The sequence below is a fragment of the Methanobrevibacter sp. genome, from assembly GCF_045539575.1.
Lineage (GTDB): Archaea > Methanobacteriota > Methanobacteria > Methanobacteriales > Methanobacteriaceae > Methanocatella.
Genome location: NZ_JAZQFM010000057.1, coordinates 65817 through 78545 on the forward strand (window position 1 = coordinate 65817; position 12729 = coordinate 78545).

Consider the following 12729-nt stretch of genomic DNA (forward strand, 5'->3'; position numbering starts at 1 on the left):
TCGCCCAAATACGTATTGATGTTTAAAAAAAATAGAAAAAAGTGAAATTATTTGTCAAAGCCCTTAAGAGCATAAAGCTTGTTTCTCAACTCGGCAGCACGCTCAAAGTCAAGTCTGGCAGCCGCTTCCTTCATGTCCTTTTCAAGGTCCTTGATTAACAAGCGAAGCTCATCTTTTGGCATTTTATCAACTTCAGCACCGGTGAGACCCTTATATTTTTCCTCTTCTTCAGCGATTTTTTCTTTCAGGGTTCTCTGAGTGGATTTTGGAGTGATGCCGTGAACTTCATTGTATTTCATCTGCAGTTTACGTCTCTTGAGTGTAATGTCATATGCATTCTGGACAGAATCGGTCATCTCATCAACATACATTATTACGCGTCCGTTGACGTTCCTTGCAGCACGTCCGATAGTCTGTATCAATGATGTCTCATTTCTTAGGAATCCTTCCTTATCAGCATCAAGAATAGCTACCAGAGACACTTCAGGCAAGTCCAAACCTTCCCTTAAAAGGTTTACACCAACCAACACGTCAAATTTACCACGTCTGAGGTCATCGACAATGTCAATTCTCTCCAATGTGTCTATTTCGGAGTGCATATACCTTACCTTGACGCCGATTCTTGCATAGTAGTCGGTCAAGTCTTCAGCCATTCTTTTCGTAAGTGTGGTAACCAATACCCTTTCATCTTTTTTGGCTGTCTTTCTGACCTCCTCAAGAAGATCCTCGACCTGGCCTGTTACCGGCCTTATTATCACTTCAGGGTCAACCAGACCGGTTGGCCTGATAATCTGCTCAACAACGTTTCGTGATTTTGAAAGCTCATACTGTGCCGGGGTAGCTGACACGTATATCACCTGATTGACTGATGATTCAAACTCATCAAATCGAAGAGGCCTGTTTTCCTTAGCGGAAGGCAGTCTGAAACCATACTCGACCAGTGTCTCCTTACGTGCACGGTCCCCATTATACATTCCCCTGATTTGAGGCACTGTAACATGGGACTCATCAATAATTGTCAAAAAGTCATCCGGGAAATATTTTAAAAGGGAATAAGGCTTATCTCCCCATTTACGACCTGACAGGTGCATTGAATAGTTTTCTACACCCGGACAGTATCCCATCTCCTGAAGCATTTCTATATCAAAGCGGGTTCTCTGCTCCAACCTTTGCGCTTCAAGAAGTTTTCCGGTTAATTTCAACTCTTCAAGCCTTTCATCAAGCTCTGTTGAAATCTTAGATAGTGCAACATCCATCTTGTCCTGACCGACAACGAAGTGCTTTGCGGGGAAAATCATGTATCTTGGAAGTGATTCAAGTTTTTTTCCAGTAACCTTATCGATTAAACTGATTGCATCGATTTCATCACCAAACAGCTCAACTCTTATTGGAGGTGTTCCATGAACAGGATTGACTTCTATAACATCTCCACGAACTCTGAATTGACCTCTGTCAAATTCAATGTCATTTCTTTCATATTGCATGAAGACCAATCTGCGCAATATTTCTGATCTGTCATAAATGTCTCCGACTGCAATTCCAAATGCGAATTCACCGTAGTCCTCAGGAGAACCGATACCATAGATGCAGCTAACACTGCTTACAACAATAACATCATCCCTTGAAAGGAGAGACTGTGTAGCTGAGTGCCTCATCATGTCTATATCGTCATTGATTGACGCTTCCTTGTCTATGAATGTGTCTGTACGGGGAACGTAAGCTTCAGGCTGGTAATAATCATAATAGCTGACAAAATACTCCACTGCATTGTCAGGGAAAAATTCCTTAAATTCCTCATACAACTGTGCAGCCAGGGTTTTGTTATGTGAAATGACAAGGGTGGGCTTTTGAACCTTTTCAATGACATTTGCCATTGTAAATGTCTTACCTGAACCTGTCACTCCCAATAGAGTCTGCTCTTTTAGGCCATTTTTTATGCCTTCGGCTAACGAGTTAATTGCTTTTGGTTGGTCACCCAATGGTTTATATGGTGACTTTAACTTGAATTCTTTCATAATATCTAGTTTTGAATGGTAATATTGAAGCTAATGTGAGTGTAGCTTGGAGAACAGCATGGAGTGACCTTTTGGTCTCTTACGACAAGCTGTCCGTATCCTTTTAAATCCTTTTCCAAATCTCTTATGACGTTTGGAATCACTTCATAATTGAAGACTTTTAAAGATCCCAAAAATACGGTTTTAGATGCCATATTCATTACTGAAATGGTCTCCACTACATCCATTTCTTCATATTTTTGTAAAATTTTATTAGAAATGTCAACTAATTCCTTTTTGATTGTTTCCTTATCCATTTTAATCCCTCAATGCAAATTAAAATATCGTCTTTTTACAATCTACAATACTAATTATTATAGCATATTATATTAATTAAGTTTTCTCACAATCAAACAAAAAAAGCAAAATCAATGAATTTAAATCTCTCATGATTGTGGATTCTGGAGAATTTTTAGGTAAAATGTTAAAAAAAAATAGTGTTGAAGGATTTAAATCCTTCAAAGTCTAGAACGGAAGTTCAAGATACTTGTTTATAAGAGTATAACTATCTACATTCCAGGAAGCTATGCTTCCAAATCTATTGATCACTTCAGATGTGTCTGCACAAATCCAGGTATTGTCAACAAGGACCTGTACCCATACGTGACCAATAGTTTTTTTATCGATATTCATTGTACAATATCCATGAACATATCTGGCCTTTAAACCTGCTGCCCTATACAATGCAACGAGGAGATGTGCCTGATCAGCACCATTTCCCTTTTTGTCTTCCAATGTTTTAACAGCACCTTTTTGGGTGTCGTAATAATAGTCATACACAATGTTCATCTGCACATAATCAAATATGGCTTTTGCCTTATCGATGTCATTGGTCAGACCTTTTGTTAAGGTTTTTACCATTGATTTAATCTTTGAATTAGTGACTTGACAATTCCTGGTTGCCTTAAGATATGCATCTGAAGCGGCACCGTTCTTCTCGTTGACTCCATTTGCATATTTGGAAAGGGTAACATTTGTGGATCCTGAAGCGAAACTGGAATTGTAATCGTTGTTTCCTCTGAAATAGATTTTAAAATCATATCTGCCTACAGGTGCCAAAGATTTAATTACCGCATGACCATTGGCATCAGTCTTATCCTTGTAAGTTTGTGAGCCAATTACCAGCTCAAGATATTCATTTGCTATAGGAGTTCCATTGGAATCTTTCAAGTAAACGTCAAATGATTGCAAAGAGTCAGGATATGAAGTTCTATATTTACCAGTAACAGTAGTGTTGGTTCTCTCAACTACAGTTATGTCGGTTGCACCTGAAGATGCCTTAAGTTTTGAATCTCCTGAAAACTCATAATTGACAGTGTAATTTCCGATATCCAAACTGACAGGAATTGAAGCTAATCCGGAACCGTCAGTGGTACGGGTAAAGCTTTTACCATTCAAATTGAAAGTGACTGTTCTTTGAGTCAGAGGAACGTCCCCTGCTGCAAGCACTACAGAAAATTCAGTTCCTGAAAAACTGCCGTACGGCATTGTTCCGTCAGCAATGAATTGAGTATTTGAAGTATTCAATACTGTGAAGTCCTTATCATAGTGTGCAAAATCAAAAAACTTAGCTCCATTGTAATCACACATCAAACTGTGAATACCAGGCTTAAGTGAAGGTAACTTGAAATTGATTATACCATTGCTGTCGGTCTTTTTAGAATAAGACTTATCATCAATCATAATATCGATGGCCTTTCCAGCATTTGAATTATCGTTCAAGGATGTTGAAAACTTAATTTTAATATAATTTGTCTCATCATTAAAGAATGTGTCTGAACCGGTGGTAGTAATTCTTGTTGTTGCATATCTGAAAACTTTGACAGTGTTTGTTTTTGTAAGACCGTCATTATTATAGCAGACAACCTTGTATGTGCCTGTTTTAAAATCGTTGAATGACAGCCCTATCTTACCTGTTGAATATGTTCTATAGTTATAGGTTTTACCATTGATTTTTACTTTAACCAGCGTTTTAGCCAATGGCTGTCCATTTTTTTTCAAGAATTTTGCGACAAACTTCTTGCTGTCTCCCTTTACCTTTCTAAGATCAGATGCAGTGACTGTTGTTAAGATTGTAAATGTGGTTGTTAATTTTTGGCCAGTGCTAGGATTAGTTGTGGTTACCTTATAAGTGCCCGGCTTGAAGTCAACTGCAAAACCTACCACACCTCTTTCATTTGTTTTGCCTGTATATTTTTTCCCATTTACAGTTATTGCAACCTTTTTATTCTTTAAAACTTTTCCATTTGAATCCAAATAGGTCGCATAGTACTTTTTACTTCCTTTATAATATTTTGAAACGTCTTTTGCCTTAATGGTGGTTAATATTTTAACCTTGCCTGAGAGAGTATTGCTTGCATTGAAGCTGTCATCTCCTGAAAAATATGCATTAGTGACATAAGTTCCAGGACTTAATTTTAACTGAACACTGGCAACGCCTTTAGAATTAGTATTTGCAGAATATGCAACATTGTTTATTGAAAAACTTATTTTTTTATTTGCCAATGCTGCACTGCTGTTTGAATCTATTAGAGTTACCTGATACTTTCCACCATAATACATGCTTTTTGTTGGTGATACCAATTCTGTTTGGTTTTTAGTATCCTGCTCCAATGTATCATCATCAACTTCCAGTTGATCGTCATCATCAACTGAAATTGCAATATCCTCGCTAGAATCAATCATGGTATCATTTACATCAACCGCCTGAATAGAACTGATTGAAATACATAAAAACAATACCAATAACATTGCAAAAGATATTTGTTTAATTGTATTAAATGATTTCATTTTATCACTCATTACTTATATTATTTCGAACCAATTAATATATTTTAGTTTAATTTAGATACAAATTCGAAAAATAGCTTAAAAAACACATTCCATTTAGTCAAATTCACATTCACTCAAATTAAAGTTTAACAAACATTTTTTTATATTTATTAAATTATCCCACTCAAAAAGATAATACTAAGAAAAAATAAGCTTAAATTCAAATGAAATACTTAAAAAAAATTAAAAAAAATAGGTTAAATGCAATTAATTCCCACATTATATAAGTTGGGATAATCTTGCATATTTAACGTGAAATTCTATTCCCTTAATGCATCTGCAATAGCTTTTGCAATGGATACACGTGAGGTATCTGAAGATAAACTGTTTGTTCCAATAATCTTATCAGCGCCAGCCGCATAGATTCTTGTAGCGCCGTTATTGGTCAAGATCGGATGTACGCAACATACATCAACAGAGGATGCACCGTATTGTTTTAGGATATTTATTGCATTAACGATGGTACCGCCTGTTGCAATGATATCATCAATGATAATTGCATGCATTCCTTTAACTGAATCCACATTGACGGTGTTGTCACTTTCACTGTCGCATCTGACATCCACGATTTTAGTTTCTACTTTATCAGGTCCTAAACGCACTTTGGTTAAGTAGGTGCAGTCGCATCCGATGATTTCTGAAATTTCCTGTGCAAATCCGTAAGCGCCTTTATCAGGAGCGATAATCAATGGTTTTTCTCCACCTTTCCTAAAGAATTTCTTATCCAGGTATTCCGCAATTGCAGGCATTGCTGAAATGTTGCGTGCAGGAATGTCAAAGAAGTTTAAAACACATTCTTCATGGATGTTGAATGTAATGAACTCATCTGCACCTGCAGATTGAATCAGGTCACAGACAATTTTAGCGGAGATTGTCTCTCCTGGATTGAATCTTTTTTCTTGTCTTGCATATCCCATATATGGAACTACAACTTTTACCTTTTTAGCTCCCAAATCTTTTAAGTTGGAAATCATGAAGAGCAATTCCATCAGATTTTCATCTTGAGGATATCCGGTAGATTGGATGATTGTAACTTCATCGTCTATTTCACCGTCAATTCTTATATACCTTTCACCATCAGGAAACTTCTTGGTTTCCACATAACGTAATTCTTCGCCAAGTTCACGTGCAACATGAGCTGCTAAATCTTGAGATGCTGAACCACCTATAATCACAATTATCACCAAAATTATTATATGCAAATATATTTGTCAGTGATAATTAAAAAAGTTAAGTATTAATAGTTGAAATGCACAATAAAAAAAATTATGAGTAAAGGAAAAACAATATTTGGAATAATAGCGATAGTTATTATTGCATTTTTATTATTTACTTTAACAAGTCCAATATTAATTATCGCTGAAGATACAACTGAAGGAAGCCCAGGAATTGATATGGCTGCAAAATTTAGTGTTTTAGGCGGTTTTGATTGGATTTATCCGGGAAGTTCCGTTAATGAAAACGGACAAACACTGCATAATGTCCACCAAGACTCCCCAGACGACCCTTATGGAGCGGCACGTGACATTATGACATACACATACCAATTCACACCACATATAATTGTCAGCGTCAATCCTGAAGCTGCTGAAGGAATTTTTGGAGAGGGTTTGATTGATAACATCAGGGCAAACGATGCATACAACGGTTATGCCGGAAGCGCAAATGTTCAAGGAACCATGTCCAGAGGTGATGCCGTAAGCACTGCAATGACCAGCGGCACATTCAACCCACTGGAAATTCCAATACATATCTTAATGGGAAACATTAGATTCATACCAGTCTAATTTCCCTTTTTTTAATTTTTTAATGTATTAAAAGATAAAAAGAAAGAGCCACACCAAGTATTGAAATAACCAATTGAATTATTCCATGTTTTCTAATTTGCGGGTGTTTTGATTGAATCAGGTAAAACGGCAGGAAAAATCCGAAAAATGTAAACATGGTGAAACCTGAAGATCTTGAAATCAGCCAAAGCAGGACTCCGCCCCAGGATAAAAATATGGTTGCAATGTAAGTAATCAGCAAGTTTCTTTTGTTGATTTTAGGTGCCTGTGACTTATAAACATAGAATTGTCTTGGTTGAGCGCCTTCAACCAGAGGAATGCCGCATTTTGCACAGTAGTCATAATCATCCTGATTTTCAAATCCACAGTTATTACATTTTCTTGTCATTAGTTAAAATTAAGAGTTCTTAATATAAATTATTTTTCAAGTTTCATTGCCACTTCTTTAAAAAATTCGTGCAAATAATTTTCATTTGTCATATCAGTGTAATATTCAAAACCCAATTTTTCCAAAACCCTTTTTGATTGGGTGTTTTCAATTCTGTATGTGGCATATATCACGGACACATCCAAATCATTGAATGCATGATCAATCAGGACTTTTGATGCCTCAACCGCATAAGAATTGCCCCAATACTCCTCAGCTATCCAGTATCCAAGCTCACATGAGCCTTCACCCCACCAATGATTTGTATCAGGATGGAAAAGCAATCCCACACAACCTATTGGGATATCATCCCTAACAATAGCGTAAGTTTCTTTTTTTGAAAAAACAGTTCTGATAATGTTTAAACTATCTTCAATACTTTCATGAGGAGGCCATCCTGCAATTGGACCGACATTTGGATTTTTAGCAAAATGATATAAGCATTCAGCGTCATCTTCTGCCCAAGGCCTTAAAGTCAGATTTTGAGTTTTAAAAATCATTGCTTAAAGTTTGTTTTTTGAATATTTAAAAATAATGTAAACTATTTCATACTCAAAATTAATTAATTTAAACAGACAGATATTAAATTATGAAAGTTAAAGACGGAATTACTGGATTTATAGTTGGTGATGCATTAGGAGTTCCTGTTGAGTTTTCATCAAGATATGAACTTGAAGAGGATCCTGTAGTAGACATGAGAGAATACGGAACCTACAACCAACCAAGGGGAACCTGGTCTGATGATTCATCAATGACACTAGCTACAATGCGCAGTATCATCAATAAAAAGGGAATTGACTATGAGGACATAATGACCGAGTTCTGCAATTGGGCATTCGAACACAAATTTTCACAATACAAAGAAACATTTGACATTGGAAATACAACAATCAAAGGCCTTAGAAGATTTAAAGATGGTGCAAAGGCGCTGGAATCCGGAGGAACTTCAACTCATGACAACGGTAACGGATCACTTATGAGAATTCTGCCTCTTGCATATATCTCCAATATTGACTATGAAACCATCGAGAATGTTTCAGGATTAACACATGGCCATGAAAGGTCCAAAATTGCATGCGTTTTATATGTTGAAATAGCAAAATCAATGCTTAAAAATGACTTGACAATTGACGAGCATATCAGCAATGCGTGCGAATTAATTAAAGAGCATTATTCAGGCAATGAAGAGCTTAATGAATTCAATAGAATATTTGAAGATGATTTTTCCGACGGCATCAGAAGCGGAGGATATGTTATCGACACTATCGAAACAGTAGTTTATTGCCTTAAAACCACTGACAGCTATAAGGATGCAGTCCTGAAGGCAGTTAATTTAGGTGGCGATACCGACACTAACGCCGCAATTTGCGGAGGTCTTGCCGGAATTTATTACGGTTTTGATGAAATACCTATAGACTGGATAGAATCAATTCCGCATCTTGATAAAGTGCATTCATTATGTGAAGAATACGAGGCGTTTTGTGATGAATGTCAGTGAAACTATCAAAAATATTAGGTCTTCCTGCAATAATTATGTAGACCCAGATTTAGTAGCAACTGTGATTCATGACAATTACTACATGGGCTCAAACAATATCGAAGAACTTGACAAATTTGACATCAAAAAAGATGATAGTTTCGAAGAAAAGATATTAAAGATTCTTAAACATGAAAATGTATTTTTAAACATTGGAATGTATGCATTCATTCCAGTAATCAACGAATGTGACATCTATTCAACCGAAGATTACAATCTAAAGCTGTCTGAAGAGGAATTTGAAAAATATGCAAATGAAAAAGAGCGTGTTTTTGGAATTTTAATAAAAAAAGATTCAACTGATTATGTTATAGGCAGCTGTGATTTGTGCGGATGCAGTATTGATGCCGCATTTAATGAAATAGAACCGTCTGAGCTTGACTTTTATAAAAAAATAGAAGAGATAATAGATACTAAAATTATCTATTAATCATTTTCTTTTTGATTTCTTCCCACATGGCCTGCTCTTCACCACAGCCTGTCATGATGACATACTTATATTCTGAATTTCTTGCAAGCTCATTTAACTTTTCAATTCTCACAGCCATTTCATCATAGCTTAATGGGTAGAATTCAGCATCAGGATATTCCTCTTTAATGATATTGTAATATTCCTCAGCCTTTTTGATTGATTGCCTTCCCGGAACAACAATGACATGGTCTGGATTCATGCTTTTAATAACTTCAAAGTGATCATTGAATATTTCCTCTTCGTTTTCATCAGGAGTGGTGTAAATGAATTCCAATGGAGCATCAACAAACTGTTTCATAAACATTGCATTGATTTTGAGTGCATCACCATTGTCTCCTTGTCCCAATCCAACGAATTTTCCACCGATGTCAACCACTTCAAATCTTCCAGGCGGAATGAAAGACATATCCAAATTGTTAAAGACATCTTTAACAGTGGTTTCTATGTTTTCTGTCTTTGGAGTGAAAGTTGCATAAGCGGTAATTGAGGCTAGTGTATTGTAAATGTTATGGAAACCGAAAGGAGGGACATTTAGTTTTAAATTAAATTTAATATTCTTTTTGGCAACATAGTTATATAAGTCCCCTTCAATATCCAAAATCCATTTGTCGGAACCAAACTCGACATTTACCAGTTTTACATTAGGTTCAGGACGTTTGAATCCGCATTCACAGGTATAGATTCCCCTATGATTTAAGTAAAAGTGAGTAAAATCAAGTTGCTTGCCACATTTAGGACATTCTATTGTATTATCTCCAATATCCTCAATCGCATCAGTTGCAATACCGTAATAGTTTACTTTAACATCACCGGATTTTTCAATACCGATGAATGCAGTTCTCGGATCATCACAATTTGTGACAATAGCTCCCCTTTCCATACCCTGTGAAAGCAATTTTTTAGCTTTGTAATAGGATTCGAAAGGATTCTTAACACCTGCAACCTGAGTGTGCTCCTGTGAAATGGTAGTGTAGACTACGCCGATAGGATTTATCAATCTTTGAACAGTGTCCGGAATACCATGAGCCATGTCACGAATACCATATTCAAAAATACCCAAATCCCCTTTTTGACTTAAAAGAGCAGTTACAATTGAGTTTAGGATATTATTTTCATAGCTTCTTCTAATCTGAATGTCCTTTGACATCAATTTGATTAAAAGAGTTGTAGTAGTTGTCTTACCGTTTGTTCCTGTAATCAGTACAGAACCAATATTCAAATCAGAAGCCAATTTGGAAATGGACTCCTGACCTCCTATTTTTGTAAAAATATGTCCAGGATATGTTCCACCGCTTCCAGGACCATATTTAGCAAGTTGACATGCAACTTTACCTGATAATTTTGCCATATTAAATTTAAAAAAACTAACCATGATAAATATATTATTACAATATCATATATAAAAATTATCAATTTATAAAAATAAATAAAAAAAGAGGTTTTTTAAAAAAAATAAAGGAAAAATAATCCAGTTTAGTTAGTAGTTGGATTATTTATTGATGTTTGCGGAACTTTTTCAACAACTCTGGAACTGAGGTTTTTCATTTTTTCAATGAGATTGTCCTTTTTGGAACCGCTGATTAAGATATTTTCTAAAACATCACTTAAGGTTTCAGTAGGAATGATTTCAATCATGTCCTCGTATTTCTTCTCAATCATAACATCTTTCATGTTGGATTTTGGAATCAATACTTTTTTCATTCCAGCTTCTGCAGCAGCTTCGATTTTAGCTGTTGCACCACCAATAGGCATTACGTCTCCACGAACATTGAGTGAACCTGTCAATGCCACGGTTTGATCGATTGGAATCTCTTCAACAGCAGAAATAACCGCAGTAGCGATACTTACACTAGCTGAGTCCCCTTCAACACCATCATAAGTTTGAATGAACTGAATGTGAATATCATAATCGGAAATGTCCTTGTTAGTGTATTTTTTAATTAATGCACTGACGTTTTGAACGGATTCCTGAGCGATTTCACCAAGTTTACCGGTAGCAATGATTTGACCACCGTTTTTGGATTGGGTTGGTGCTGCTTCAGCTGCAATTGGTGAAACAATACCGCTTCTATCACCGATTACTGCAAGACCATTGATAAGACCAACTCTTCCACCTTCAGCGGAAACCATACTGTAGTCTTTTCTTTGGACAATTGACCTGTCAGCAATTTGCTGTTCAAGGGTTCTTGCAAATCTTTTAGCTTCAACCACATGTTCTGCAGTTACAAGGTCTGCACCTTTTTCAATAGCCACATCACCGGCAGATCTTACAAGTCCTCCTAAGTCCCTTAATCTTAAGGTCAATGCATTCTGCTTACCGGACCTTCTTTTTGCTTCAAGAATGATTTCATCCAATGCATCTGGTGCGAAGTGCGGAATTCTTCCGTCGTTTTTGACTTCCTGAGCTACAAACTGAACGAGTTTTTCCCTGTTTTCAGTTGTATCATCCATATAATCTTTCATGAATACTTCGTAACCGTAACCTCTGATTCTTGATCTCATTGCAATGTGCATTCCTTCCAATACCTGAAGGTTTCCTGACGCTACAAGCACAAAGTCACATGGCACTGCCTGGGACCTCACCATTGCACCACTTGAGTTTTCGCTTTGACCTGTGATTGCATACTGTTTTTCCTGCATTGCAGATAAGAGCTCTTGCTGGGTTTTCATAGTCATTGTACCGATTTCGTCAATGTATAAAACTCCACGGTTAGCCTTGTGAATCATACCTGCTTCAACACGTTCATGTGCAGGAGTTCCTAATCCTCCGGATTGGTAAGGGTCGTGACGTACATCTCCTAAAAGTGCACCTGCATGAGCACCTGTTGCATCCATAAATGGAGCAAATCTTGATTCTTCATTGTTGACCAATAATTTCGGAGACATATTATTGGTTTTAGGTTTGATTTGTATTGATATAAGTAAGATTAAAGCAGCTGCGATAATTGATTCAAGTAATCTGCCGTACATAAATCCGATTACTAAAATTCCACCAATAGCAAACATTGTAATGATTGTTTTTCTCTCTTCATGACCTCTTTGAGACCCTTTAGTTGCCTTTACGATTTTTTTACCTTCACCTGCAGGAACTGTTCTTACTAACGGATGGTTGTTGTCTTCCATATTTGGGTAAACTAATACGTCCTGAAGGGTTTCATGAGGCAGGATTTGTGCCATACCTTTTGCAAGCATTGATTTACCTACACCAGGATCTCCAATGAGCAAAACATTCCTTCTTTGTTTTGCCGCTTTTTTAATTGTTTCAATGGACTCTTCATGTCCAATAACTTGGTCAATTAATAAAGGTGGTACTTCAATATCTTGTGAGCTTTTTATGTTGTCATAATCTAACATATGTTTAGTTTCAGACTCCACTTCAACAGGTTTAACAATTTCTTCAGTTGGAGCCTCATCTATTGACTCTTGTTCATCAAATTTCATAAAATTGACCTCACTTCATGTAATAAATTCATCATTAAAAAGTTAAGTTTCATATACTATTTAAATATTATTTAATATTTGGATATATAAAAAGCTTTCTATTTTAGTAAATAAAAGTAACTAAAATAATATTGGCCTTATGTTCAAAAAAAATTACAACGAATATCAATAATATTATA

General features: G+C 36.1%; 11 protein-coding genes. 3 read left to right on the forward strand and 8 right to left on the reverse strand.

Annotated elements, in window-relative coordinates:
• Positions 1 to 47: 47 nt before the first annotated feature.
• The 4 genes from uvrB to ACKI30_RS07600 all read right to left on the reverse strand — a co-directional run bounded on the left by uvrB (position 48) and on the right by ACKI30_RS07600 (position 6061).
• A complete protein-coding gene (gene uvrB, locus ACKI30_RS07585; RefSeq protein ID WP_407411306.1) occupies positions 48 to 2015 on the reverse strand; it encodes an excinuclease ABC subunit UvrB in 1968 nt (655 codons plus the stop codon).
• A 5-nt stretch (positions 2016 to 2020) separates the two neighbouring features.
• Entirely contained in the window at positions 2021 to 2311 is a 291-nt protein-coding gene (locus tag ACKI30_RS07590) for a hypothetical protein (protein ID WP_292740126.1), read from the reverse strand.
• Between the two features lie 208 nt (positions 2312 to 2519).
• Entirely contained in the window at positions 2520 to 4844 is a 2325-nt protein-coding gene (locus ACKI30_RS07595) for a transglutaminase domain-containing protein (RefSeq protein WP_407411308.1), read from the reverse strand.
• 302 nt (positions 4845 to 5146) lie between these two features.
• The gene (locus ACKI30_RS07600) at positions 5147 to 6061 is read right to left on the reverse strand and encodes a ribose-phosphate diphosphokinase (RefSeq protein ID WP_407411310.1); all 915 of its coding nucleotides are present in this window, start codon (positions 6059 to 6061) and stop codon (positions 5147 to 5149) included.
• Positions 6062 to 6154: 93 nt separating this feature from the next.
• Between ACKI30_RS07600 and ACKI30_RS07605 the strand changes: the two genes are divergently transcribed.
• The gene (locus tag ACKI30_RS07605) at positions 6155 to 6673 is read left to right on the forward strand and encodes a hypothetical protein (protein ID WP_292740128.1); all 519 of its coding nucleotides are present in this window, start codon (positions 6155 to 6157) and stop codon (positions 6671 to 6673) included.
• Between the two features lie 19 nt (positions 6674 to 6692).
• On the opposite strand, the gene ACKI30_RS07610 is transcribed toward ACKI30_RS07605, so the two are convergent.
• Entirely contained in the window at positions 6693 to 7061 is a 369-nt protein-coding gene (locus ACKI30_RS07610; protein WP_407411312.1) for a zinc ribbon domain-containing protein, read from the reverse strand.
• Between the two features lie 29 nt (positions 7062 to 7090).
• Positions 7091 to 7600 carry a GNAT family N-acetyltransferase gene (locus tag ACKI30_RS07615; protein ID WP_330009227.1) on the reverse strand — a complete coding sequence of 170 codons (510 nt, stop codon included), beginning with the start codon at positions 7598 to 7600 and terminating at the stop codon, positions 7091 to 7093.
• 89 nt (positions 7601 to 7689) lie between these two features.
• Between ACKI30_RS07615 and ACKI30_RS07620 the strand changes: the two genes are divergently transcribed.
• Together ACKI30_RS07620 and ACKI30_RS07625 are read left to right on the forward strand one after the other, a co-directional pair.
• A complete protein-coding gene (locus ACKI30_RS07620) occupies positions 7690 to 8598 on the forward strand; it encodes an ADP-ribosylglycohydrolase family protein (protein WP_407411315.1) in 909 nt (302 codons plus the stop codon).
• On the forward strand, positions 8585 to 9067 hold the full coding sequence (locus ACKI30_RS07625) for a hypothetical protein (RefSeq protein WP_407411317.1): 483 nt from the start codon (positions 8585 to 8587) through the stop codon (positions 9065 to 9067). Before ACKI30_RS07620 ends, ACKI30_RS07625 begins: the two co-directional genes overlap by 14 nt.
• Here the strand turns inward: ACKI30_RS07625 and ACKI30_RS07630 are convergent.
• The gene (locus ACKI30_RS07630) at positions 9057 to 10481 is read right to left on the reverse strand and encodes a Mur ligase family protein (RefSeq protein ID WP_407411319.1); all 1425 of its coding nucleotides are present in this window, start codon (positions 10479 to 10481) and stop codon (positions 9057 to 9059) included. The two genes, ACKI30_RS07625 and ACKI30_RS07630, sit on opposite strands and share 11 nt — an antisense overlap.
• A gap of 101 nt (positions 10482 to 10582) precedes the next feature.
• Positions 10583 to 12550, reverse strand: coding sequence for an ATP-dependent protease LonB (gene lonB, locus ACKI30_RS07635; RefSeq protein WP_407411321.1), 1968 nt, complete (start codon positions 12548 to 12550; stop codon positions 10583 to 10585).
• Between the last annotated feature and the right edge of the window lie 179 nt (positions 12551 to 12729).